The following is a 24,921-nucleotide window of genomic DNA, read 5'->3' on the forward strand; positions in this document are numbered from 1 at the left end:
CATGCACGAGAGCACCCACAGCGCCCTCTCCGACCGGGAGTTCGGCCAGTTCCGTCAATTGATCCACGAGATTGCCGGCATCCACCTTTCCGACGCGAAGAAGCCGCTGGTAGCCGGGCGCCTCAACAAGCGCCTGCGCACCTTCGGCATGGCCAGCTACGGTGACTACTTCAAACGTCTGGGCAAGGATGCCGCGGAGCTGCAGACCTGCGTGGACCTGCTGACCACCAACGAGACCTACTTCTTCCGCGAACCCAAGCACTTCGACTTCCTGCGCGAGCTGCTGCACAAACCCGGTGCCATTCCCAGCGGGCGACCGCTGCGCGTCTGGAGTGGCGCCTGCTCCAGCGGCGAAGAGCCTTACACGCTAGCGCTGCTGCTGGCCGAACGGCTCGGTGAGAGGCCCTGGGAAATTCTTGCCTCGGATATCAGCCAGCGCATCCTGGCCCAGGCCCGCAGCGGCGTTTACGACCTCGAGGACAGCCGGAACATCCCCCGGCATCTGCTGGTGAAGTACTGCCTGCGCGGCGTCGACGACAACCAGGGACGCATGATGATCGTCCCGTCACTGCGCCAGCGCATCCGCTTCGAGCAGATCAACCTGAACAGCGCACTACCGGACCTGGGGCTGTTCGACGTGATCTTCCTGCGCAACGTGATGATCTACTTCGACGCCGACACCAAACGTCAGGTGGTCGGTCGCCTGGTCAAGCACCTGCGCCCGGGCGGTCACTTCTTCATCAGTCACTCGGAGAGCCTGAACGGCGTCAACGACACGCTCAAGGTCGTCAAACCTTCGATCTATCGAAAGCCCGATGACTAAGACCCCCTCCATCGCCGAGGTCTACCTGCAGCCCGGCGACTATCATTTCGGCGGCCCCTATACCCGTGTGCGAACCCTGCTTGGCTCCTGCGTCTCGATGGTGCTCTGGCACCCCCATGCGCGCCTGGGCGGCATGTGCCATTTCATGCTGCCGACGCGCGGGCGCCCGACCGCCCACCCGGACGGTCGTTACGGCGACGAAGTCATGAGCCTGCTGTGCGACGCCATCGGGCTGAGCGGCACGCGGCTGGCCGACTATCAGGCACGCATCTTCGGTGGTGGGCATATGTTTCCCGCGCTCATGAATGGCAACCGCCGGCACGTGGGCCTACAGAACGTTGACATGGCCAGGCGTCTAATCACCGAGAAGAAGCTCAGTTGCCATGGCGAACACGTAGGCGGAGTCGGGCATCGCAACCTGATCTTCGACATCTGGAGCGGCCATCTGGCCCTGAAGCAGACGGCGCCGACCGCGATCTCCGGTCGCCCCTCTGGAGAGCAATACGCATGAAACCGATAAAAGTCATGATCGTCGACGACTCCGCCGTGGTGCGCCAGGTGCTGTCCTCGGTGCTGGCCAGCGACCCGGCGATCCAGGTCATCGGGACGGCCGCCGATCCGCTGTTCGCCCTCGACAAGATGCAGCGCGAGTGGCCCGACGTGATCGTGCTGGACGTGGAAATGCCGCGCATGGACGGCATCACCTTTCTCAGGAAGCTGATGAGCGAGCGCCCCACGCCCGTCGTCATCTGCTCCACGCTCACCGAGAAGGGCGCCGCCACGACCATGCAGGCGCTCGCCGCCGGCGCGGTGAGCATCGTCACCAAACCCCAGGCCAGCCTCAGCAAGTTTCTGGTCAATGCCAGCGACGATCTGGTCAATGCGGTGAAGGCCGCAGCGCGCGCCAACGTCCGCAGCCTGGCGAAGAACAAGGCAGTACCCGCCGCGCCCGTGCAGGGCAAGCTCAGCGCCGACGTCATCCTGCCGCCGGGCCAGGGCGCCATGGCGCGCACCACCGAACGTGTCGTGGCCATCGGCACGTCCACCGGTGGCACCCAGGCACTGGAGTACATCCTCACGCGCCTGCCGCGGGTGTGTCCCGCACTGGTGATCGTCCAGCACATGCCCGAACGTTTCACCGCCGCCTTCGCCCAACGCCTCAATGGCCTCTGCGAACTGGAGGTTCTGGAGGCGCGGCATGGCGATCGGGTACTGCCAGGCCGCGCCCTGATCGCCCCCGGTGGCCGCCACCTGCTGCTCAAGCGCAGCGGTGCCCAGTACCAGGTGGAAGTGGTCGATGGCCCACCGGTCAGCCGTCACAAGCCCTCGGTGGACGTCCTGTTCCGCTCCACGGCCCGTGCAGCAGGCGCCAACGCCACCGGTATCATCATGACCGGCATGGGTGACGACGGTGCCCGCGGCCTGCGCGAGATGCACGAGGCCGGTGCCCTCACCCTTGGCCAGGACGAAGCCAGTTGCGTGGTCTACGGCATGCCCCGAGAGGCCATGAAACTGGGCGCCGTGAGCCGCGAGATAGCGCTGGAGCAGATCCCCGCGGCCATCCTGCGCGGTTAGTGCAGGGACGGTCGGCAGCCACCAGCCTTTCCTCGCCCGCCCCGTGGGGCGTAGAATCGGAGCATTTCCCGCCATCCACCCTTCGGCGGGCCTGTGAGCCCAGGCAGGCAGACGGAGATCCCGTCGTGCGCCATGCCACCTTGCGTCGCGGTCATCTGCCGCTGATCCGCTCACCCACCTATCAATGCCTACCTGATTAGCCGCAGGAATCCGTCATGCCTGATTACCGCTCGAAGACCTCCACCCACGGCCGCAACATGGCCGGCGCCCGTGCACTGTGGCGCGCCACCGGGATGAAGGACGAAGACTTCAAGAAACCGATCATCGCCATCGCCAACTCCTTCACCCAGTTCGTGCCCGGCCACGTGCACCTGAAGGACCTGGGCCAGCTGGTCGCCCGCGAGATCGAGAAAGCCGGCGGCGTGGCCAAGGAATTCAACACCATCGCCGTCGACGACGGCATCGCCATGGGCCACGACGGCATGCTCTATTCGCTGCCGAGCCGCGAGATCATCGCCGACTCCGTGGAGTACATGGTCAACGCTCACTGCGCCGACGCCATCGTGTGCATCTCCAACTGCGACAAGATCACCCCCGGCATGCTGATGGCCGCCCTGCGCCTCAACGTTCCGGTGATCTTCGTTTCCGGCGGTCCCATGGAGGCGGGCAAGACCAAACTGGCCAGCCACGGCCTGGACCTGGTCGACGCCATGGTCATCGCCGCCGACTCCAGCGCCTCCGACGAGAAGGTCGCCGAGTACGAGCGCAGCGCCTGCCCGACCTGCGGTTCGTGCTCCGGCATGTTCACCGCCAACTCGATGAACTGCCTGACCGAGGCCTTGGGCCTGGCCCTGCCGGGCAACGGTTCGACCCTGGCCACCCACAGCGACCGCGAACAGCTGTTCCTGCAGGCTGGCCGTACCATCGTCGAGCTGTGCAAACGCTACTACGGCGAGAACGACGACTCGGTGCTGCCGCGCAACATCGCCAACTTCAAGGCGTTCGAGAACGCCATGACCCTGGACATCGCCATGGGCGGTTCCACCAACACCATCCTGCATTTGCTGGCCGCGGCCCAGGAAGCCGAGATCGATTTCGACCTGCGCGATATCGACCGCCTGTCCCGTCACGTGCCGCAACTGTGCAAGGTCGCGCCGAACATTCAGAAGTACCACATGGAAGACGTGCACCGCGCTGGCGGGATCTTCTCGATCCTCGGTTCGCTGGCCCGTGGCGGCCTGCTGCACACCGACCTGCCGACCGTGCACAGCCGCAGCATGGAAGAAGCCATCGCCAAATGGGACATCACCCAGACCGACGACGAAGCGGTGCACCACTTCTTCAAAGCCGGCCCGGCCGGTATTCCGACGCAGACCGCATTCAGCCAGTCGACCCGCTGGGAAACCCTCGATGACGACCGTGAAAACGGCTGCATCCGCAGTGTCGAACACGCCTACTCGCAAGAAGGCGGCCTGGCCGTGCTGTATGGCAACATCGCCCTGGACGGCTGCGTGGTGAAAACCGCCGGTGTGGACGAGTCGATCCACGTCTTCGAAGGCAACGCGAAGATCTTCGAAAGCCAGGACAGCGCCGTGCGCGGCATCCTTGCCGATGAAGTGCAGGCTGGCGACATCGTCATCATCCGCTACGAAGGCCCGAAAGGCGGCCCGGGCATGCAGGAAATGCTCTACCCGACCTCGTACCTGAAATCCAAGGGTCTGGGCAAGGCGTGTGCACTGCTTACCGATGGCCGCTTCTCCGGCGGTACATCCGGCCTGTCCATCGGCCACGCTTCGCCGGAAGCGGCTGCCGGCGGCGCCATCGGCCTGGTACGCGATGGCGACAAGGTGCTGATCGACATTCCGAACCGCTCGATCAACCTGCTGGTCAGCGATGAGGAAATCGCCCACCGCCGTCATGAGCAGGACAAGAAGGGCTGGAAACCGGTCGAACAACGTCCCCGCAAGGTGACCACCGCACTGAAGGCCTACGCCCTGCTCGCCACCAGCGCCGACAAGGGCGCGGTGCGCAACAAGGCGTTGCTGGACGGCTGATCCCCTCGCGCGGCACATGGAAACCCGGCCTTGTGCCGGGTTTTCCGTTTTTGGCGATGCAGACAGCGACGCCTCACGTGGCGCCCCGGCTGTCGCGTCACTCGACCCAAGGCGGCGTTTTTGCACGGAACGGATCGCCAGCAAGCCGGCTCCTACAGTTATAGCCTGGAGGACGCATGAAGATTGGCCTGATCGCCGACACCCACGGCCTGTTGAGACCCCAGGCACTGGCAGCGCTGCAAGGCGTCGACCACCTGATCCACGCGGGCGATATCGGCGGGCCGCAGATCCTTGCCGAGCTCGAACGCATCGCGCCGCTGTCGGTGGTGCGCGGCAACAACGACAGCGATGCCTGGGCCGATGCCATCCCGGAAAGCCTGACCCTGCGCTTCGGCGCGATCAGTCTGTATGTGCTGCATGATCTCAAGAAGCTGGCTATCGACCCTAAAGCCGAAGGTATCGACGTGGTGATCGCCGGGCACTCGCACAAGCCGCTGCATGACGAGCGCGACGGCGTGCTCTACCTGAACCCGGGCAGCGCCGGCCCACGACGCTTCAAGCTGCCGATCAGCGTGGCCCTGCTGCATATCGACGGTGACACGGTGCGGTTCGAACTGATTACGCTGGAGGTCTGATGCAAGGCGATAGCGGACCTTCGATTTGGTGGGCTAAAGCCCACCCTACAGCCGCGCATCTAGCCGTAGGGTGGGCTTTAGCCCACCAATTGGCCCCCGACTACGAACGGCTGCTATCGCCACAAAGACGTCCTGCCGAGGCAACGACCTTGAAAAACACGCCTTTCGAAGCCATCTGTATGAATACAGATTTTTCGATTCGTCCACTCACTTGATGGAGTCCCCATGACCCTCGATGAACTCAACACCCTTCCCGGCGTAACCGGCAAGCCTGACGTCGCCACGGCGGATTTCGTCTACAACCACACCATGATCCGCGTGAAGGATCTGCAGAAGTCCCTGGATTTCTATACCCGTGTGCTGGGTTTCACCCTGCTGGAGAAAAAGGACTTCCCGGATGCCGAGTTCAGCCTGTACTTCCTCGCGTTGATCGCCGACAAGTCGCAGATCCCGGCCGACCCGGCAGCACGCCATCAATGGCGCAAGTCCATCCCGGGCGTACTGGAGCTGACCTACAACTACGGCACCGAGAAGGACCCGGAGTTTTCCTACCACAGCGGCAACAGTGACCCGCGCGGCTTCGGTCACCTGTGCGTGGCAGTGCCGGATATCAAGGCGGCTTGCCAGCGCTTCGAAGACCTGAGCGTGGACTTCCAGAAGCGCCTGACCGACGGGCGCATGAGCAACATCGCCTTCATCAAGGACCCGGACGGCTACTGGGTGGAAATCATCCAGTTCACCGAAGTGGATTGATTGACGTGGCGCCCCGCTGTTGACCGGCGGGGCGGCCGCCCCGCCTACTTGCGCTCGACCTTGTTGTCGATGCCTCCCAACTGCACCTCCGGCTCATCACCGCTCCAGCGCACCTGCTGACTGACGCCAGTAACGTTCAGCTTGGCCTGGCCTTCGAACTGCAGATCCAGTTCGTGCTCGGCACCTTCTACCGTGACCACTGCCGGTTGCTCGCCCGCGATGATCGCCGTGCGAACCTGGTTGTTGCTGGTGTCGACGCTCAATGCATTGACGCGCTCGGCGATCACCTTGTGTTCGGCACCCGATACCGTAAGCGACTTGGCCGTATCCAGCGTGACCTTGTGCTCCGAGCCGTAGACCAGCACGGCGCCACACTCACCGGTCAGGTGAATGACGTTAGCATTGCCGGTAATGTTCACGTCCTGGCCTTTGCAGGATACGTCTCGCGACAGGCCGATCCCCTCGATATTCAGCGGCTCCGCCTGGGCCAGCGTAGCTGTGCCGGCCAGCAGCAAACCTGCCATCAGCGTCTTGTTCATGGGCACATCCCTCTCTGTCAGTGATGGCCCGGAAGACGTCTGAGGGCCGATGCTATGACAGATGCCCAGGAAAGAAGGTTCTCCGCTGCATGCGACTCAATTCGCGGTTTGCAACGCCGCTCTCAACCAATCGGCAAGCCTCTCGGCGCGCTGACCGCTACGCCGTTGCGGTACCCAGAGCGACAGCTGCGCCTCGGTTTGCACGAAGCCCCAGGGCGCGACCAGCCGCCCTGCAGCGAGATCGTCCGCCACCAGCTGCAGCGGCGCGATGGCCACGCCAAGGCCCGCCGACGCAGCCTCGAGCAGGTAATACAGGTGCTCGAAACCCTGCCCCAGGCGCATGTCCGCAGGCTGCAGGTTCATCGCCGCCAGCCACTGCGGCCAAGCCTGGGGGCGCGAGGTGGTATGCAGCAACGCCTCCTGCAGCAACGTCTCGGGAGCAGCCTGACTCAGTTCCGAGAACCGTGGGTGGCGCGGACTTATCACCGGTCCGATAGATTCGCGCGCCAGCTCGAATACGCGCATGTCCGCAGGCCACGGTGGCTCGGCGTAGAGCAGGGTGGCATCCACCTGAGGGCTGCGCGGGTCGAGCTCCCCCTGGCTGGTGGACAGCTGCAGCCGCAGCTCGGGCAAGGCCCCGTTGAGCCGGTCCAGACGCGGAATGAACCAGCGCGCCAGCAGGCTGCCCGGGCAGCCGAGCACGAAAGGTGTATCGACTTCCCGCTGGCGCAGCTCGCCAGACACCTGCCGCAGGCGGGTGAACGTCTCGCCGCTGACATCACGCAGGCGTATGCCTGCGTCGGTCAGCTTCAAGCCCCGCCCGTCCTTGGTGAACAGCGCCACGCCAAGCTGCTCTTCCAGCGTGCGGATCTGCCGGCTCACCGCACCATGAGTGACGTGCAACTCAACCGCCGCACGGCTGACGCTGCCCAACCGCGCGGCGGCCTCGAAGGCATGCAGGGCGTTGAGCGACGGCAGATCCTGGGCCATCTCAGTCCACCAGCTCAGGCAGAAAACGGGTGTCCATGCTGTAGCGCCTGGGGTTGCTCGGGTCGAGCATCACGGTGACCAGCGACTCGCTGATGTAGGGGCCCGGATCGAACCACAGGTTTTCACTGCGAAACACATGCAGCTTGTTGGTTTGCGGGTTCAGCCACTGGGCGACGATGCGGTACGGGTTGCGGCCGTTGATGCTCAGCGAGCCATTGAGCTCGACATCCACCACCTCGGCCTGCACCGCTGTGCCGCTGACCCGCAACTCGGCGGCGCGGCGCTTGGCGAACAGCGGCGGCAGCACGAACAACAGACCAATCGCCAGAAAGACCGCGCCGATGCCACCGACGATCAGGCTACCGATCCAGTTCTGCTCGAAGCTGTCTATACGCGCGCGCTCAGGCTCCTGCGGGTCGTAATACACCGCCACGCGTTCACCGATGTCGAACGACGGCGGCGTACTGCAGGTGCTGCTGTGATACTCGCCCAGCGTGCCATCGAGCGTGGTGAAGGACACCGTCGGGCAGCCGTCCTCGACATCCACGATGGAGCCTTCGACGCGCATCATCTGCGCCTCGCCGCTGATGCGCGAGACCTGAATGCCGATGGCAACCGCCAGCAGCAGCGCGCCGATACCTGGGAACAGCCATAACCATGCTGTTTTCATCCTGCCTCCGACCTGTGCATAAAATTCATAGCTGAACGATCATCGACCAACTCGCTCAGGATGCCAATGGTTGGGCTTTCAAGCCTACACAGTTGCAATGCTTCGCAGGCCCTACCCGCTACGAAGTAGCTGATGATAGGTGATTTTTAATCACATATCCGTTAAAACTAATCGCTTTTCCGACCGGCGCCACAGGGTTAGTCTGGCCACCATCGACGCCAACACCGCTTGGCAAGCAGGTCGCTCGCGGCCTCCGAATTCACAGGAGAATCCCATGACTTCATTACGCAACGGCCCAGACGCCACCGGCTTGTTCGGTAGCTTTGGCGGGCAGTACGTCGCCGAGACGCTGATGCCGCTGATCCATGACCTAGCCGCCGAGTACGAAAAGGCCAAGGAAGATCCCGAGTTCGCCAAGGAGCTGGCCTATTTCCAGCGCGACTACGTCGGCCGCCCGAGCCCGCTGTACTACGCCGAGCGCCTGACCGAGCATTGCGGCGGCGCGAAGATCTATCTCAAACGCGAAGAGCTCAATCACACCGGCGCGCACAAGATCAACAACTGCATCGGCCAGATCCTGCTGGCCAAGCGCATGGGCAAGCAGCGCATCATCGCCGAGACCGGCGCCGGCATGCATGGCGTGGCTACCGCCACCGTGGCTGCGCGCTTCGGCCTGCAGTGCGTGATCTACATGGGCACCACCGACATCGACCGCCAGCAGGCCAACGTCTTCCGCATGAAACTGCTCGGCGCCGAAGTGATTCCGGTCACCGCCGGCACCGGTACCCTGAAGGATGCGATGAACGAAGCCCTGCGCGACTGGGTGACCAACGTCGACAGCACCTTCTACATCATCGGCACCGTGGCCGGCCCACACCCTTACCCGGCGATGGTGCGCGACTTCCAGGCCGTCATCGGCAAGGAAACCCGTGACCAACTGCAAGCTCAGGAAGGCCGCCTGCCGGACAGCCTGGTCGCCTGCATAGGTGGCGGCTCCAACGCCATGGGCCTGTTCCACCCCTTCCTCGATGATCAGTCGGTACAGATCATCGGCGTCGAAGCGGCCGGTCATGGCGTGGAAACCGGCAAGCACGCCGCCAGCCTGAATGGCGGCGTACCCGGCGTGCTGCACGGCAACCGCACCTTCCTGCTGCAGGACGACGATGGCCAGATCATCGACGCCCACTCGATTTCCGCCGGCCTCGACTACCCGGGCATCGGCCCGGAGCACGCCTGGTTGTTCGACATCGGCCGCGTCGAGTACACCTCGATCACCGACAAGGAGGCCCTTGCCGCCTTCCACCAGTGCTGCCGCCTGGAGGGCATCATCCCGGCTCTGGAGTCGTCCCACGCCCTGGCTGAAGTGTTCAAGCGCGCGCCAACGCTGCCCAAGGATCACCTGATGGTGGTCAACCTTTCGGGCCGCGGCGACAAAGACATGCAGACCGTCATGCACCACTTCGACGAACAGGAAGAACACATATGAGCCGCCTGCAGACGCGCTTCGCCGAGCTGAAACAACAGAACCGCGCCGCCCTGGTGACCTTCGTTACCGCCGGCGACCCGAACTACGATGCTTCCCTGGCGATTCTCAAGGGCTTGCCGAAGGCCGGCGCCGATGTGATCGAACTGGGCATGCCGTTCACCGATCCGATGGCCGACGGCCCGGCGATCCAGCTCGCCAACATCCGCGCCCTGGAAGCCAAGCAGAACCTGGCCAAGACCCTGCAACTGGTTCGTGAATTCCGCGAAACCGAACAGGCCACGCCGCTGGTGCTGATGGGTTACTTCAACCCGATCCACAAGTATGGCGTGGCGCGTTTCATCGTCGATGCCAAGGAAGCCGGCGTCGATGGCCTGATCGTGGTCGATCTGCCACCGGAACATAACGCCGACCTGTGCGACCCGGCTCAGGCTGCGGGTATCGATTTCATCCGCCTGACCACCCCGACCACCGACGACAAGCGCCTGCCCACGGTACTCAGCGGCAGCTCGGGCTTCGTCTACTACGTCTCCGTGGCTGGCGTTACCGGTGCTGGCTCGGCGACCCTGGAGCACGTACAGGAAGCGGTCACCCGCCTGCGCCGTCATACCGACCTGCCGATCAGCATCGGCTTCGGCATCCGCACCCCGGAACACGCGGCGACCATCGCCCGTCTGGCCGACGGCGTGGTGGTCGGCTCGGCACTGATCGACCAGATCGCCAAGGCCGACAACGACCAGCAGGCCATCGACGGCGTGCTCGAGCTGTGCAGCCAACTGGCCGAAGGCGTACGCGGCGCACGCCGCTAAGGATCAGCTTTCGTCTCGTTTAGCTGGTGGGCTGCGGCCCACCAGCTAAACATGAAATCTCAGTGACGTACTGACGTAGGGTGGGCTTCAGCCCACCAGCTCCACCCTCCAAAACATCAGGCAAAGGATTGCCATATGCCCAATTACCGCCGCGAATGGATGCCGGGCGGCACCTATTTCTTCACCGTGACCCTGGCGAATCGCCGATCGACTGTGCTGACCGATGCCATTCAACTGTTGCGCCGTGCTTACGGTACGACAGCCAGTTACATGCCTTTCCAGACCATTGCCATCTGCGTGCTTCCAGATCATCTGCACGCAGTCTGGAGGTTGCCGGAGGGTGATAACGCCTATGCGCGACGTTGGAGTTCGATCAAGAGTGGGTTTTCAAGAGGCCTGCCGGCTTCTCCTGATGTGAGCGCCAGCAAAGTACGGAAACGTGAAAAGGGAATCTGGCAGCGTCGATTCTGGGAGCATCGAATTCGTGACGCCGATGATCTGGCAAGGCATGTTGATTACATCCATTACAACCCGGTCAGGCACGGCTTGGTGAAAAGGGTTGGCGACTGGCCATATTCGAGTTTGCACCGCTATGTCGAACAAGGGATTCTCCCAGCGGATTGGGCAGGTGGGGGTGATCGGGATGGAGCATTTGGAGAGTGAGGTTGGCCGTTTGATTCGCTGTGGTGGGCTGAAGCCCACCCTACCAGGCTATTCTGGTTTTCACCGCTATGTCATGCAGGGCATTCACCCGCAGGATTGGGCTGGCGGGACTGAGCTCGACGGGGGATTCGGAGAATGAAAAGGCAAGTGGTTGATTGGTGACCGGTGGGCTGAAGCCCACCCTACCTGAGGAGAACTGCGTTCAGCCCGCCTGGTCACTCCCTCCTGACAGGGATCAAACCTCGGTAACGGCCTTGCCCTGCTTGAATACGCCGTCGAGATTGGCGAAGAACAGGTCGGCCATGGCCTGGCGGGTCTCGTGAGTGCCGCTGCCGATATGCGGGGTAAGCACCACGTTGTCCAGCGCCAGGAGCTCTGCAGGTACCTTGGGTTCTTCGGCGAACACGTCGAGAGCGGCACCGGCGATGGTGCCGTTCTGCAGGGCTTCGACCAGGGCCTGTTCGTCCACCACGGTGCCACGGGCAATATTCACCAGATAGCCCTGCGGACCCAGCGCACGCAATTGCTCGGCACCGATCAACTTATCGGTAGAGCTGCCACCCGGTACCACCAGCACGGCGTAGTCGGCCGCTTCGAGCAGGCCTTCCAGGGTCTCGTGATAGGCATAGTCGACGTCATCGCGGCGACGGCGATTGTGGTAGGCCACTGTCATGCCGAACGCTTCGACCCGCTTGGCGATCGCCCGGCCGATGTTGCCCATACCGACGATGCCGCACACCTTGCCGCCGATACTGCCGGAGAGCGGGAAGCGCCCTTTCTCCCACTCCCCCTTGCGCACGAAACGATCCGCCTCGCTGATTCGGCGGCCCAGCGCGAGCAGGATCGATACCGCGGTATCGGCCACGCAGTTATCCAGAACACCAGGTGTGTTGGTAACCGTTACCCCTTTTTTCTTTGCCGTTTCAACGGCGATCGAATCATATCCAACACCGAAGCTGATGATGGCCTTGAGGTTGGGCAGGGCCTCGATCAGCTCGGCCTTGGCGCCGAATACACCGCTTGTGGCGATACCGTCGATACGCCCGCCATTCTCACGAACCCAGGCATCGGCATCGGCCAATTCCCAGTAGCGGTGGATCTCGTACTGTTCGGCGATTCGTTCCACCAGACTCGGCAACAACGGCCCGATCATCAATAGTTGTGGACGCGCATTTGAAGCAGTCATCGGTATCTCCTCTGAACGTGTAGAGCGCCGTTTTCGACCTCTGGAGCCTGTGACGCGGCACCTGAAAGCCGGAATTTTCCGACGAGGCCAGGTGCGGCGAATGGCTTGATTTCACCCAGTTGTATTATGACTAACGCAATATGGCAACGTCAGAAGACCGCCCATCGCCAGAAAACATTCAGTAACATTTGCACAATTCAAACGTAACTCATTGATTTTTAATTAAGAAAAAATAGATAGCGCTACCAACAGGATGATACTAAAAATTTCGGGCACTCTTGAACTCGGACAAGTTGTGTGATGTCGTAATACCCAGCTGGTGTCATTCCAACAAAAATAATCGGAGGCCCACGCATGGCCCGCACTGAAGTCCTCGAAAAGACTGCTGAAAGCAGTTCTGGCTCTACCCTCGGCAAACTACTCAAAATGCTCGGCCCCGGCATCATCGCCGTACTCTCCTGGCTAGGTGCCGGCGACCTGATCACCTCTTCGGTGGCAGGCGCCAACTATGGCTACGCCATGATGTGGGTACTGGCCGTCTCCCTTCTCCTACGCTTCCTCATCGTCAACATCATGGCGCGCTTCCAGCTGTGCAATAACCAGGGAATGAGCATCCTCGGGGGTTATGCGCAACTGCACCCCAGCTTCGCCTGGTTCATGTTCGGCTACGCCCTGCTGATGGGCCACCTCACCAACGCCTACATGCTCAAGGGTGCCGGTGAAGCACTGGCCACCCTGATCGGCTGGAATGCACCACTGCTGTGCTCGGTTGCCGTCGCCATCGCTGTCTGGCTGCTGGTCGGGCGCAGTATCTACTCGTTGATCGAAGGGGTGATGAAGGGCCTGCTGTGCCTGATGACCCTGGCATTCATTGCCCTGGCACTGATGGCCGGCCCGGATTGGGGCGGCATCGCTGCCGGCACCATCGGCTTCAGCATTCCGCCGGATGAGGGTGTGCATGGCGCACTGATCGTCGCCGTATCGGTGATCGGCGCGGTAGCCGGCTCCATCGCCAACTTCGTGCTGCCCTACGTGATGAAGGAGAAAGGCTGGACGGGCCCGGAACACAAGCGCATTCAGCGCAACGATCTGCTGTTCGCCGTGTTCGTCGGCATCATCATCAACCTGGCGATCTGGGTGGTGGGTGCGGAAATTCTGCGTCCGAACGGCCTGCAGGTCGAGACCCTGGGTGATCTGGGCACGGCATTGCAGATGTTCTTCGGCCCGACCGGCTGGTACCTGTTCTTCGTCGGCGCGTTCGCCACACTATTCGCCAGCGTTGCCGGCAAGACCACCGCGTTCCCGATGCTGATCACCGATGCTCTGCACCACATCGTGCCCAAGCGTCGCGAGAAATATGGCAGCACGTTCCACAAAGACCCGCTGCACAAGTGGTTCCTGCTGTTCATCTTGATCACCCCGCTGGTCTGGTCGCTGCCGGGCATGCCGGACTTCGTGACCCTGACCATTGCGGTCAACGCCTTGAACATCGTCGGCCTGCCAGTGATCTCCCTGGGCCTGCTGATCATGTCCAACCAGAAGAAGCTGCTCGGCAAGTACTGCAACAACTGGTTCGAGAACATCGCGCTCGGCGCCGCCACCATCCTGGCGGTCTGGGTGGCCATCCAGCTGGGTATGCAACTGCTGGCCTGATACAGGACTCCCTAGCAACTTGCCTTGAATGAAGCCAAGGCCCTGCGACGCGGCCAAGTCACCTCCACTATTGCCGAATGTGGAGGTGCTTGAGCCGCGTTTTTTTATTCGGCCTGCCGCTCGGAACGGCCTCAGTAGCCGACGGTGAAGCGCTGACGCGAGTGCTCTGGCTGCTCCAGCTCATCGACCAGTGCGATGGCGAAGTCTTCCATGGAGATCGAGCTGTTGCCTTGTGCATCGACCAGCAGGCTGTCCTTGCCGATACGGAATTTGCCTGTGCGCTGGCCTGGCTCGAACAGCGCCGACGGCGACAGGAAGGTCCAGTCGAGCTCTTTCTCGCCACGCAGCACGTTGAGGAAATCACGCCCGGCCCCCGCCTCATCCTTGTAGGCCGCAGGGAATTCCGGCGTGTCGATCAACGCGACACCCGGCGCCACCTCCAGGCTCCCAGCACCACCCACGACGAGCAGACGCGACACGCCTGCAGCTTCCACGGCCTCGATCAGGCTGGCGGCATCGCTGCCGACGAATCGAGTGGAACTGATGACGGCGTCATGGCCCTTGAGCAACGGCACCAGACGCTGGACATCGGCCACGTCAGCGCTGGCCAGGGTCAGGCCTTCCTGCGCAGGCACTGCACTGACATCACGGGCGATACCGGTGACCTGATGGCCACGCTGCAGCAGTTCATGACGCAGACGCGAACCTGCACGCCCGCTGACACCTAGTACGACGACCTTCATGGCATTCTCCGATTTGACGGCTGATGAGCGATCGGCAGCCAGCTCGCTGCCAGCAGCGGCGAACGCAGCTAGCGCCAGCAGCGATAAAGCACCAAGTAGCTGGAATGAGCGGATCATCTCCGTACCACTGCCGATGGATGAACAGTGAGCTTACTCGCTGCAAAACCCTCGAAAAGCCGCATAATCGACCCAACTCAGTTGCATGAATCGAGCGAATCATGGACAGACTCACAGCAACCCGCGTTTTCGTCGAAGTGGTGGATCGCGGCAGCCAGACCGCCGCCGCGGAGCATCTGGATCTCTCCCGGGCCATGGTGTCGCGCTACCTGGCGGCACTGGAGGGGTGGGTCGGCGCACGCCTGCTGCACCGCACCACGCGCAAGTTGAGCCTGACCCAGGTGGGCACCGAACTGTTGCCTCACTGCCGGGAGATGCTGCACACCGCCGAGATGATGCGCACTACCGGCATAAAGGCCACTGACGGGCCCAGCGGCAACCTGCGTATCGCCAGCAGCCAGTCCTTCGCCCAGACATGGCTGAGCCCGATGCTGGTCGACTACCTGGCGCGCTACCCCAATACCTCGATCGACCTGCTGGTCAACAGCCAGGCGGTGAATCTGGTGGAGGAGCGCATCGACCTGGCGCTGCGCATCACCAATCAGCTGGAGCCCAATCAGGTGGCACGCCACCTGGGCACCTGCCATTCCGTGGTATGCGCGTCGCCAGGCTACCTGGCACGCGCCGGGTTGCCGCAGCGACCGCAGGATCTGGCACAGCACAATTGCCTGACCTACAGCTATTTCGGGCGCAGCGTCTGGCGTTTCGAACAGGCCGATAGCGAAGAGGAAGTGGCGGTGGACGGCAACCTCAGCAGCAATGACACCGCCGTGCTGCTGGAGGCGGCCCTCAACGATGGCGGCATCTGCATGCAGCCGCTTTACGCGACCGCAGCCATGCTCGAGGACGGCCGCCTGGTACGCCTGCTACCGGACTGGCAACCGCAGTCCCTGGGTGTGCATGCAATCTATGCATCACGCCGACAGATGCTGCCGGCGCTGCGTACCCTGCTGGACTTCATCGCCCAGCGCCTGGCCAGCGATCCGCTCTGGCAGTAGCTTACTGGGCAGCCTGCAACTGGCGCTGCGAGGCACGCTGCTGCTTGTAGGCCAGAGCAGCGGGTGCCACCGGCGTGACCTTGCCAGTCTCCACCCACTTGCGCAGGCGGCTGGCGTCAGCCATGTGGGTGTACTTGCCGAACGCGTCGAGCACCACGAACGCCACGGGTTTGCCCGCCATGGTGGTACGCATCACCAGGCAGTGCCCGGCACGGTTGGTGAAGCCGGTCTTGGTCAGTTGCACGTCCCAGCCAGCCTTGCGCGTCAGTGCGTTGGTATTGCGGAAGCCCAGGGTGTAATTGGGTTTGTGGAACGCCACGGTCTTTTCCCCGGTCGAGCTGAGCTCACCGATCAGCGGGTACTTGCGCGTTGCCTTGAGCAGCTTCACCAGATCGTTGGCGCTGGAAACGTTGTGCTCCGACAGGCCTGTCGGCTCGACATAGCGGGTCTGGGTCATGCCCAGAGCACGGGCCTTGGCATTCATGGCGGCGACGAAGGCGGTGACGCCACCCGGGTAGTGATGGGCCAGGCTGGAGGCCGCCCGGTTCTCGGACGACATCAGGGTCAGCAGGAGCATTTCCCGGCGGCTGATCTCACTGCCGATGCGTACGCGGGAATACACACCACGCATGTCATGCACGTCGCGGATGATCACCGGCAGTTGCTCGTTGAGTGGCAGCTTGGCATCCAGGGTGACCATGGCGGTCATCAGCTTGGTGACCGAGGCGATCGGCACCACCATGTCGGGGTTGCTGGAGTACAGCACCTTGTCGGTGGTCAGGTCGACCAGCAGCGCGCTACCGGAAGCGAGTTCCTGTTTGGCGGGGGCGGCAGCCTTGGCAGCCAGCGGGGAAACGATGAACAGGCAGGCCAGAGCGAGACTGGCGAAGGGGCGACGAATATTCACGATGGCATTCACTGGGCAAGAGATGGCTAAGAGGCGCTCCATGCCGATGAAAGAACATCATCCGTGGACCTATTGCCTAAGCAAATAGGGTTTGAAAAACAGCTGATTGCGTATGCAATTGAAGGTGCGATGTTAGCACCCGTCAAGCAGGGTTCCCATTGTCCGATAAATGGATCAGCTGGCGATAGTGCGTCGACGGCCGAGACGGTTCAGCCACAACGAAGCGAGGATGATCGCGCCACCCAGAGCCAGGCGCGGAATATCCGCATCGCGGTTCCAGATCAGCAGGTTCACCACCAAACCAGCAGGCACATGCAGCTCGTTCATCACCGCTAGGGTGCCGGCATCCACCTTGATGCTGCCCTTGACCCACCAGAACAGCCCCAGAGCCGTGGCGAACAGCCCCATCCACAGCAGGATGCCCCACTGCAGCGCGGTCTGCGGCAGCTTGTCCGGGTTGCCGAAGAGCAGGAACGACGGCAGCACCAGCAGCATCGCACCCAGGAAGAAGTGGCCGAAGAAACGATGCAGCGGCTGCTCGGTGGGGTAGCGCATCAGCAACTGGCGACACAGCACCTGGCCGGCAGCGAAAGTGAGATTGGCCAGTTGCAGGAGCAGGAAACCGATCAGGTACTCGCCCTCCAGGCGCTCGAAGCGAATCACCACGCCGCCGCCCACCGCGACCAGTGCGGCGAGCAGGGCCCAGGGGTTGAAACGCCGCGCCAAGGCGTCATCGAGCAGGGTCACGTAGATCGGCGTGAGCACGGTGAACAGCAGCACCTCGGGTACCGTCAGCACCTGGAAGCTGCGGTACAGACACAGGTAGGTCACCCCGAACTGCAACGCCCCGGCCAGCCAGAAACCCGCCAGCAAGCGCCGCGGCAAGCCACGCCAGAGCGTGAACGGCAGGAACACCAGCGCCGCGACGGCCACCCGCGCCAGCACGGCGAAATCGCTGTCCACCCGCCCCGCCAGGTATTCGCCGATCAGGCTGAAGGAAAACGCCCAGAGGACGGTGACGGCGAGCAGGTAAGGCATGGCGCGGGCTCTTGAAAAATCAGGCGCGGATCATACCGCGCCGCAAGCCCTACGTCAGAGCTCGAAGGTCAGCGGCCTGCCGTCCGCCAGCCCGGAAAGATCCAGCGGCCGTACCGCGCCCATCCACAGGGCGCGGTCACGGTGGTCGATCAGGTCGTTGCCGGTGATCGGGTGGATGAAGATCACCAGCTCGCCGCGATTGAGCATCAGCCAGGGAATCACTTCGCCGAACAGCTCGGCGCGAAAGGCCAACTGGCAACTCCAGTCGGGATGAGGCCCGACCGCCTTCTGATGCAGGCGCCCCATCTTCACGGCAAAGCGTGCCGCCGCTGATTCGCACAGCACGCGCGCCTGCTCGAGGCTACCGGCATCGAAGTACACATGGGCGTGATAGCCGCGAATACGGACATCGGTCATATGGCGATTCCCCGTGGATCGATAGGGCTCTGCGGTGGCGGTAGCGTCTCGCGCAGCAGTTCGTCCTGCAACCAGTCGACGAAGTTCTGCACCAGGCGCACCCGCCGCTTGCGCTCGGGCAGCACCACGTAATAGCCGAGCTCGGAGGTTACCGTGCGTCCGTCAACGCGGCTGAGCAACCCCTGGGCCAGTAGCTCGTCGACCAGATGCCGCCAGCCGATGGCGACCCCCTGGCCGGCGATGGCGGCCTGGATCAGCAGGGTGTAGTTGTCGAAGCGCAGGCTGCCGGGGCTGGGCGTTTCGGCGATTCCCAGGGCGCGGAACAGGCCGTTCCAGTCGAACCAGCGCGAGCGGCTCTCCGGGCGCAGATGCAGCAGCGGCAGACGCGCCAGCAATTGATTGGCGCAGGCGCCCTGGCCGCTGAGCAGATGCGGACTGCACACCGCAAACACCTCCTCCTTGAACAACAGGTGTACCTGGCCGTTCTTCAGACGCCCGTCCCCGAAGGAAATGGCCACATCGATCTCCGCTGGCAGGCTGGTCATGTCACGCTCGCTGGTGACCAGGCTGACATCGACCTCCGGATACAGCTGATGAAAACGCTGCAGCCGTGGCATCAGCCAATAGGCGGCGAAGGCGAAGTCGGTGGCCACCTGCAGCACCTCATGCTGCTGTCGACCAACCACTGCCTCCAGACCGGCACCCAGGGCCGCCAACCCCTCCTGTACCGGGCCCAGCAGGGTTTCGCCCGCCTCGGTCAGCACGATGCCACGGTACACGCGGTCGAACAGACGGGTCGCCAACCGTTCTTCCAGCCGCTTGATCTGCTGGCTGATGGCCGGTTGGCTGCTGCCGAGCTCAGCCGCCGCGGCAGTGAAACTCAAGTGTCGCGCTGCGGACTCGAATACCCGCAGCACATCCAGAGAGACTCCCTCGAGCGCCTTAAGCATAAGCTGTGCTTATCCTAGTCATGTACCTGATCCGGGTTTACCCATGCCTGGCGAGGCTGGATGATCGAAATAGCACTCTCGCATAAAACAAATATATGGAACACCAACCGCCATGAAACGCCCGAACATCCTTTTCATCATGGCCGATCAGATGGCCGCGCCACTGTTGCCACTGCACGACCCGGCTTCGCCGATCAAGGTGCCCAACCTGCAGCGTCTGGCCGCCGAGGGCGTGTTGTTCGATTCCGCCTACTGCAACAGCCCGCTGTGCGCGCCATCGCGCTTCACCCTGGTCAGCGGCCAGTTGCCCAGCCAGATCGGTGCCTACGACAACGCCGCCGATTTTCCTGCCGACATCCCCACCTACGCTCACTATCTGCGCCGCCTCGGCTACCGCACGGCGCTGTCCGGCAAGATGCACTTCTGCGGCCCCGATCAGTTGCACGGTTACGAAGAGCGCCTGACCAGCGACATCTACCCCGCCGACTACGGCTGGGCCGTGAACTGGGATGAGCCAGAAGTACGCGCCAGCTGGTACCACAACATGTCTTCGGTGCTGCAGGCCGGCCCTTGCGTGCGCACCAACCAGCTCGACTTCGACGAAGAGGTGGTGTTCAAGGCGCAGCAATACCTCTACGACCACGTGCGGGTAACGCCGGATCAGCCGTTTTGCCTGACCGTATCGATGACCCATCCGCACGACCCGTACACCATCCCCGAGGAATACTGGGATCGCTACGACGATGACGACATCCCCCTGCCCCGCCAGGTGATCGACCAGGCCGAGCAGGATCCTCATTCCCAGCGCCTGCTCAAGGTCATCGACCTGTGGGACAAGCCGCTGCCCGAGCACAAGATCCGCGACGCGCGGCGCGCCTACTTCGGTGCCTGCAGCTACATCGACGACAACATCGGCAAGCTGCTCAAGACCCTCAAGGACTGCAAGCTGGCCGACGACACCATCATCGTGTTCTCCGGCGATCATGGCGACATGCTTGGCGAGCGCGGCCTCTGGTACAAGATGCACTGGTTCGAGATGGCTGCCCGGGTACCGCTGCTGGTCCACGCACCGGCGCGATTCGCCGCGCACCGGGTCAGCCAGTCGGTGTCCACCGTCGACCTGCTGCCGACCCTGGTGGAGCTGGCGGGCGGCCAGGTCGAACCGGGCCTGGCGCTCGACGGCCGCTCGCTGCTGCCGCACCTGCTGGGCACTGGCGGCCACGACGAAGTGCTCGGCGAGTACATGGCCGAGGGCACCACCAGCCCGCTGATGATGATTCGCCGCGGCGAGTGGAAATTCATCTACTCCGAAGACGACCCGTTGCTGCTGTTCAACGTGGCGAACGATCCGCAGGAGCGCGAGAACCTCGCCCAGTCGTGGGACCATCGCCAGCAGGTCGAGTCGTTCCTCGACGAGGCACGCGGTCGTTGGGACATTCCCGCCATCCACCGGGCGACCCTGGCCAGTCAGCGGCGGCGGCGCCTGGTCGCCGAAGCCCTTACCCAAGGTGCGCTGAAAAGCTGGGATCACCAGCCGATCGTCGACGCCAGCGAGCAGTACATGCGCAACCACATCGACCTCGACGATCTGGAGCGCCGCGCTCGCTTCCCCCAACCGTGATGCAGCGCGTCGGGTGACCCAGCGGAAAACCGCGGGAACCCGGCGCGCAGGCCTGCGTCGCATAGCCTGCCAACCTAGAAATCAACATAAGGAAATAGGCATGAAGACATTCAAGACGGCTTTCGCCAGCAGCCTGTTCATGGCGGCCGCCCTCGCCTCCCAGGCCCACGCCGAAGATGCCAGCTGTGCCACGGTGAAGCTCGGCGACCCGGGCTGGAGCGACATCGCCGTGACCAACGGCATCGCCAGCCTGGTGCTCGACGGCCTGGGTTACAAGGTGCAGACCCAGACCCTCGGCGTACCGATCATTTTCGCCGGCCTGCAGAAGGGCCAGGTCGACGTGTTCCTCGGCAACTGGATGCCAGCTCAGCAGGCCAACTACGACAAGTTCGTCGCCAACGGCAAGGTGGACAAGGTCGCGCAAAACCTCAATGGCACCGAGTACACCCTGGCCGTGCCGACCTACGCCTATGACGCCGGGGTGAAAACCTTCGCCGACCTGGAAAAGCACGCCGACAAGTTCGGCCGCAAGATCTACGGCATCGCGTCCGGCGCACCGGCCAACGAATCGATCAAGCAAATCATCGCCGCCAACGAGTTCGGCCTCAAGGACTGGACCCTGGTCGAGTCCAGCGAACAGGCCATGCTGGTGCAGGTCGGCCGCGCCGTGCGACGTGACGAGTTCGTCGCCTTCCTCGGTTGGACGCCACACCCGATGAACGTGCAGTACGACATGAAGTACCTCAAGGGCGGCGAGAAGTACTTTGGCGAGAGCGGCAGCGTCAACACCTTGGCCCGCAAGGGCTACGCGGCGCAGTGCCCGAACGTGGGCAAGCTGCTGAGCAACCTGACCTTCACCCAGGACATGGAGAACGCCATCATGGACAAGGTATTGAGCAAACAGGCCAGCAACGACCAGGCCGTGAAGGACTGGCTCAAGGCCAACCCCGAGGTGATCGACGGCTGGTTGCAGGGCGTCACCACCCGCGATGGCGGCGATGCGGTCGCGGCGGTGAAGGCCAAGCTGTAAGGCAGTTAAAAGGCGATAGCGGACCTTCGATTTGGTGGGCTAAAGCCCACCAATTGGCCCCCGACTACGAACGGCTGCTTTCGCCTTTCCAAAGCCATACACGCGATGCACTCGAACAATCCGGGAAATCATGAGTAAAGCCTCTGTTACTCTGCTTGCCACCTGATCACCCGCCTCCGAGCGAACGCATGCGCTTACCCAGCCGTTACAGCCTGTTGCCCTTCCTGCTCTGGTGGCCGAGTGTCACCCGGCGCACCCTGGGTACGGATCTGCTGGTCGGGCTCAGCGGTGCCATTCTGGCCTTGCCGCAATCGATCGCCTACGCACTGATCGCCGGGTTGCCAGCAGAGTACGGGCTGTACGCAGCCATCGTGCCGGTGATCATCGCCTGCCTGTGGGGCTCGTCGTGGCACCTGATCGGCGGGCCGACTGCGGCCATTTCCATCGTCCTGTTCACCAGCGTCAGCCCCATGGCCAGGCCCGGCAGCGAGGAGTTCGTCGCGCTGGTGCTGGTACTGACCTTTCTCGCCGGGCTTTTCCAATGGCTGCTGGGGCTGCTGCGCTTCGGCAATCTGGTCAACTTCGTCTCGCCCTCGGTGGTACTTGGCTTCACCCTCGGCGCCGCCGTGGTGATCGCGCTCGGTCAGCTACCCAACCTGCTGGGCCTGCAGGTCGACAGCCAGCGCACTGCCGTGGCGACGCTGCTCAACCTCTTCCAGCACCTCGACCAGGCCGACTGGCACGCCGTGCTGGTGGCAATCTTCACCCTGGCGGTGAGCCTGCTGTGCCGGCGCCTGTGGCCGCGCTTGCCGGCGCTGCTGATCGGCGTGATCGCCGGTAGCCTGCTGGTTGCCGCGCTGCCGGGGTTCTTCGCCAGCATCACCCTGGTCAACGCTTTCGAAGGCAAACTGCCGCCGCTCACCACCCTGCACGTCGAGATCAACAGCCTGTTGCAACTGCTGCCCGCCGCCATCGCCTGCGGCATGCTCGGGCTGGTCACCAGCCTGTCCATCGCCCGCTCCCTGGCGAGCAAATCCCAGCAGGTGCTGGACGCCAATCAGGAGGTGCGTGCCCAGGGCCTGTCCAACCTGATCGGTCCCTGGTTCTCCGGCTCGATGTCGGCTGGTTCCTTCACCCGCTCGGCGCTGAACCTGCAAGGCGGCGCCACTTCGCCACTGGCCGGGGTGTTCTCTGCACTGCTGGTGGGGGCGTTCGCGCTGTTCTGCGCCGCGCTGATCGCCCACATCGCCTTGCCCAGCATGGCGGCGGCGATTCTGCTGATCTGCTGGGGGCTGGTGGATGTCGCCGGGGTCCGCGCGCTGCTGCGCGTCAGCCGTTCAGAGTTCGTGGTGATGCTGCTGACCCTGCTGGCCACGCTGCTGCTGGAGCTGCAAACGGCGATCTACGCGGGCGTGCTGGCCTCGCTGTTCTTCTACCTCAAACGCACCTCGCAACCGCGCTTCAAATACACCCGCGACGGTGATGACGAACAGCTGCGCCTGGAGGGCTCGATCTTTTTCGGTGCCTGCCACTACGTGCAGCAGGTGCTGCAACTGAGCCGTGGGGAGCGGGTGGTGGTCGATGCCAGGCACATCAACTTCATCGATTACGCCGGCGTGGAAATGCTCCACCTGGAAGCCCGCCGCCTGCACACCCAGAACCGCCAACTGGTCCTGCGCCACGCTCGCCCTCACGTGATCGAAGAAATCCAGAAACTCGAAGGCCCCACCTGTCCCGTGCAATTCGAAGATTGAACAAGGCCAATGCCATCGCTGGCATCGAGCGCAGTGATACCCAGGAAGCGATAATTGACCTCACCCCAGGCTCGCCTAGTACCAACGATCCTGTAGGAGCCGGCTTGCCGGCGATCAACCGCAAGCCGGCTCCTACAGGGCTACGGAAGGCGAGGGCTCCTAACGCCAGCCGTGGCGGCGAAAATAACGCCACACCAACACCAGCGCCGCCAGCCCCAGGGCCCCGGCACAGATGAACAAACCGTCGTAGCCCAGGGCCTTGGCGAGCACGCCGCTGGCGGCACCGACGAAGCCGCCGAGCAGAATCTGCGTGGAGGCCTGCAGGGTGAAATCGGCACCCTCGTGACCGGCGCGGCACTGGCGCATCATCGCGGCAAACAGGGCCACCGTGGACAAACCATCGGCTGCCTGCTCGAACAGCGTCAACGCGTACACCAGGGCTGCATCACCGCCACGGCTCACCAGCAGCGCCAACGTGGCAAGGCTCAGCGCCTGCAGCGCGCCGAAGATCAGCAACGCACGCAGCACGCCCAGACGCGCATACAGCAGCCCACCCAGCAGCGCGCCGCCGATGCCGACCAGGCTGCTGATCAGTGTCAATTGCCCCAGTTCCGCGTTGCTCCAGCCCTGATCCACCAGCATCGGTTTGATCATCGGCGACCCCAGTGCGTCACCGAGCTTGAAGGTCAGCACCACCGCCAGCCACAACGCCATGCCCGGTAGCGCCAGCAGCCCACGATAATGGTGCAGCAACAGGCTCGGCCCAACCGGTTCGACCCCGGCAACCCGAGGAGGCAGATGGCGCGCTTCAGCGAAGCGCCAGATCGGCACCAGCGTCAACGCCAGCAGAGCCGCCAGCCAGAGCAGCGACAGGTTCCAGCCGACGCGGTCGATGACCAGCAACAGGCCGCTGCCGCTGATGATCATCCCCACCTTGTAGCCACCGACCTGCAGGCTGTTGCCGAGCCCGCGCCAGCGCTCCGGCAGCAGGCGCACGGTCAGGCCGTCGGTGGCGATGTCCTGGGTCGCCGCCGCCAGATTGACCAGCACCAGCAGGCCGAGCAGCAGCGGCAGATGGGCGCCGAACAGGGCATCGGGCGAGAGCAGCGCCAACGCCAGCAGAATCAGCAGCACGCCGCTCTGCAGCGGCAGGATCCAGCCACGATGATGGCCCAGGCGGCGCGACGACAGACGATCCACCCAGGGCGCCCACAGCACCTTGAGCAACCAGGGCAATGCCAGCAGCTTGAGCAGGCCGATCAGCGCCAGATCCACGCCGTGCTGACGTAGCAGCACCGGCAGCGCATGGGCGATCAGCCCGGATGGTAAACCCTGAGCGCAGTACAACGACGCCAGCAGCACCAGCGTGGCACCCGCCGGGCGGCGCAGATCGGAAGACGTGGACGACATGAACGAGTCCGCAGCATGTGAGCGGCGCAGCATAGCGCAGGCTTGAAAGCGGCAGCAGCCATGTCATGATCCGGTAACAACTCGATACCCGAAAAGCGCGCGC

At 63.3% G+C, this 24,921-nt stretch carries 24 protein-coding genes; 14 read left to right on the forward strand and 10 right to left on the reverse strand.

Translation table 11 applies throughout. From position 1 onward, the window contains the following. Position 1 precedes the first annotated feature (1 nt). The 6 genes from FHR27_RS20090 to gloA all read left to right on the forward strand — a co-directional run bounded on the left by FHR27_RS20090 (position 2) and on the right by gloA (position 5,840). Positions 2 to 823, forward strand: coding sequence for a CheR family methyltransferase (locus FHR27_RS20090; RefSeq protein ID WP_042555926.1), 822 nt, complete (start codon positions 2 to 4; stop codon positions 821 to 823). Continuing rightward, positions 816 to 1,334 carry a chemotaxis protein CheD gene (locus tag FHR27_RS20095; protein WP_042555925.1) on the forward strand — a complete coding sequence of 173 codons (519 nt, stop codon included), beginning with the start codon at positions 816 to 818 and terminating at the stop codon, positions 1,332 to 1,334. The genes FHR27_RS20090 and FHR27_RS20095 overlap by 8 nt, the downstream gene beginning before the upstream one ends. Next, positions 1,331 to 2,398: a protein-glutamate methylesterase/protein-glutamine glutaminase gene (locus FHR27_RS20100; RefSeq protein ID WP_179539375.1), complete on the forward strand. Its 1,068-nt coding sequence runs from the start codon at positions 1,331 to 1,333 to the stop codon at positions 2,396 to 2,398. Before FHR27_RS20095 ends, FHR27_RS20100 begins: the two co-directional genes overlap by 4 nt. Positions 2,399 to 2,613: 215 nt before the next feature. Then, entirely contained in the window at positions 2,614 to 4,452 is a 1,839-nt protein-coding gene (gene ilvD / locus FHR27_RS20105; protein ID WP_042555923.1) for a dihydroxy-acid dehydratase, read from the forward strand. A gap of 176 nt (positions 4,453 to 4,628) precedes the next feature. Beyond that, positions 4,629 to 5,087: a metallophosphoesterase family protein gene (locus FHR27_RS20110; protein WP_179539376.1), complete on the forward strand. Its 459-nt coding sequence runs from the start codon at positions 4,629 to 4,631 to the stop codon at positions 5,085 to 5,087. Positions 5,088 to 5,312: 225 nt separating this feature from the next. Then, positions 5,313 to 5,840, forward strand: a complete 528-nt coding sequence (gene gloA / locus FHR27_RS20115) for a lactoylglutathione lyase (RefSeq protein ID WP_042555921.1) — start codon at positions 5,313 to 5,315, stop codon at positions 5,838 to 5,840. Between the two features lie 44 nt (positions 5,841 to 5,884). Here the strand turns inward: gloA and FHR27_RS20120 are convergent, their stop codons facing one another. From FHR27_RS20120 to FHR27_RS20130, 3 genes are all read right to left on the reverse strand, one after another. Then, positions 5,885 to 6,379: a DUF3060 domain-containing protein gene (locus tag FHR27_RS20120; RefSeq protein WP_179539377.1), complete on the reverse strand. Its 495-nt coding sequence runs from the start codon at positions 6,377 to 6,379 to the stop codon at positions 5,885 to 5,887. A 96-nt stretch (positions 6,380 to 6,475) separates the two neighbouring features. Further along, complete coding sequence (locus tag FHR27_RS20125; RefSeq protein ID WP_179539378.1) at positions 6,476 to 7,369, reverse strand: LysR family transcriptional regulator; 894 nt, start codon at positions 7,367 to 7,369, stop codon at positions 6,476 to 6,478. A 1-nt stretch (position 7,370) separates the two neighbouring features. Then, the gene (locus FHR27_RS20130; protein WP_179539379.1) at positions 7,371 to 8,039 is read right to left on the reverse strand and encodes a DUF3592 domain-containing protein; all 669 of its coding nucleotides are present in this window, start codon (positions 8,037 to 8,039) and stop codon (positions 7,371 to 7,373) included. 274 nt (positions 8,040 to 8,313) lie between these two features. Here FHR27_RS20130 and trpB point away from each other — a divergent pair, with 274 nt between their 5' ends. The 3 genes from trpB to FHR27_RS20145 all read left to right on the forward strand — a co-directional run bounded on the left by trpB (position 8,314) and on the right by FHR27_RS20145 (position 10,994). Beyond that, entirely contained in the window at positions 8,314 to 9,525 is a 1,212-nt protein-coding gene (gene trpB, locus FHR27_RS20135; protein ID WP_042555917.1) for a tryptophan synthase subunit beta, read from the forward strand. Continuing rightward, positions 9,522 to 10,331 carry a tryptophan synthase subunit alpha gene (trpA, locus tag FHR27_RS20140; protein ID WP_179539380.1) on the forward strand — a complete coding sequence of 270 codons (810 nt, stop codon included), beginning with the start codon at positions 9,522 to 9,524 and terminating at the stop codon, positions 10,329 to 10,331. The genes trpB and trpA overlap by 4 nt, the downstream gene beginning before the upstream one ends. Before the next feature lie 135 nt (positions 10,332 to 10,466). After that, entirely contained in the window at positions 10,467 to 10,994 is a 528-nt protein-coding gene (locus tag FHR27_RS20145) for an REP-associated tyrosine transposase (protein WP_179539381.1), read from the forward strand. 235 nt (positions 10,995 to 11,229) lie between these two features. Here FHR27_RS20145 and FHR27_RS20150 read toward each other — a convergent pair whose 3' ends face one another. Beyond that, positions 11,230 to 12,180 carry a 2-hydroxyacid dehydrogenase gene (locus FHR27_RS20150; RefSeq protein WP_179539382.1) on the reverse strand — a complete coding sequence of 317 codons (951 nt, stop codon included), beginning with the start codon at positions 12,178 to 12,180 and terminating at the stop codon, positions 11,230 to 11,232. Positions 12,181 to 12,534: 354 nt separating this feature from the next. Between FHR27_RS20150 and FHR27_RS20155 the strand changes: the two genes are divergently transcribed. Continuing rightward, positions 12,535 to 13,833, forward strand: a complete 1,299-nt coding sequence (locus FHR27_RS20155; protein ID WP_042555913.1) for an Nramp family divalent metal transporter — start codon at positions 12,535 to 12,537, stop codon at positions 13,831 to 13,833. A 131-nt stretch (positions 13,834 to 13,964) separates the two neighbouring features. Here the strand turns inward: FHR27_RS20155 and FHR27_RS20160 are convergent, their stop codons facing one another. Beyond that, entirely contained in the window at positions 13,965 to 14,576 is a 612-nt protein-coding gene (locus tag FHR27_RS20160) for an NAD(P)-dependent oxidoreductase (RefSeq protein WP_179539383.1), read from the reverse strand. Between the two features lie 218 nt (positions 14,577 to 14,794). Between FHR27_RS20160 and FHR27_RS20165 the strand changes: the two genes are divergently transcribed. Further along, positions 14,795 to 15,691, forward strand: coding sequence for a LysR family transcriptional regulator (locus FHR27_RS20165; RefSeq protein WP_179539384.1), 897 nt, complete (start codon positions 14,795 to 14,797; stop codon positions 15,689 to 15,691). A gap of 1 nt (position 15,692) precedes the next feature. Here FHR27_RS20165 and pbpG read toward each other — a convergent pair whose 3' ends face one another. The 4 genes from pbpG to FHR27_RS20185 all read right to left on the reverse strand — a co-directional run bounded on the left by pbpG (position 15,693) and on the right by FHR27_RS20185 (position 19,003). Further along, a complete protein-coding gene (gene pbpG / locus FHR27_RS20170) occupies positions 15,693 to 16,598 on the reverse strand; it encodes a D-alanyl-D-alanine endopeptidase (protein WP_042555993.1) in 906 nt (301 codons plus the stop codon). A 174-nt stretch (positions 16,599 to 16,772) separates the two neighbouring features. Next, the gene (locus FHR27_RS20175; protein WP_042555911.1) at positions 16,773 to 17,636 is read right to left on the reverse strand and encodes a carboxylate/amino acid/amine transporter; all 864 of its coding nucleotides are present in this window, start codon (positions 17,634 to 17,636) and stop codon (positions 16,773 to 16,775) included. Positions 17,637 to 17,690: 54 nt separating this feature from the next. Then, entirely contained in the window at positions 17,691 to 18,053 is a 363-nt protein-coding gene (locus FHR27_RS20180) for a DOPA 4,5-dioxygenase family protein (protein WP_042555910.1), read from the reverse strand. Further along, the gene (locus FHR27_RS20185) at positions 18,050 to 19,003 is read right to left on the reverse strand and encodes a choline sulfate utilization transcriptional regulator (RefSeq protein WP_042555909.1); all 954 of its coding nucleotides are present in this window, start codon (positions 19,001 to 19,003) and stop codon (positions 18,050 to 18,052) included. Before FHR27_RS20185 ends, FHR27_RS20180 begins: the two co-directional genes overlap by 4 nt. Positions 19,004 to 19,115: 112 nt before the next feature. On the opposite strand from FHR27_RS20185, the gene betC reads away from it, so the two are divergent. From betC to FHR27_RS20200, 3 genes are all read left to right on the forward strand, one after another. After that, positions 19,116 to 20,624 (forward strand): choline-sulfatase, encoded by a 1,509-nt coding sequence (gene betC, locus FHR27_RS20190; RefSeq protein ID WP_179539385.1) that lies wholly within the window; start codon positions 19,116 to 19,118, stop codon positions 20,622 to 20,624. A gap of 100 nt (positions 20,625 to 20,724) precedes the next feature. After that, entirely contained in the window at positions 20,725 to 21,654 is a 930-nt protein-coding gene (choX, locus tag FHR27_RS20195) for a choline ABC transporter substrate-binding protein (protein WP_179539386.1), read from the forward strand. A gap of 188 nt (positions 21,655 to 21,842) precedes the next feature. Then, the gene (locus tag FHR27_RS20200) at positions 21,843 to 23,408 is read left to right on the forward strand and encodes a SulP family inorganic anion transporter (protein WP_042555906.1); all 1,566 of its coding nucleotides are present in this window, start codon (positions 21,843 to 21,845) and stop codon (positions 23,406 to 23,408) included. Positions 23,409 to 23,567: 159 nt separating this feature from the next. On the opposite strand, the gene FHR27_RS20205 is transcribed toward FHR27_RS20200, so the two are convergent. Then, positions 23,568 to 24,818, reverse strand: a complete 1,251-nt coding sequence (locus FHR27_RS20205) for an MFS transporter (RefSeq protein WP_179539387.1) — start codon at positions 24,816 to 24,818, stop codon at positions 23,568 to 23,570. Positions 24,819 to 24,921: the final 103 nt, after the last annotated feature.

Source organism: Pseudomonas flavescens (genome assembly GCF_013408425.1).
Classification (GTDB): domain Bacteria; phylum Pseudomonadota; class Gammaproteobacteria; order Pseudomonadales; family Pseudomonadaceae; genus Aquipseudomonas; species Aquipseudomonas fulva_A.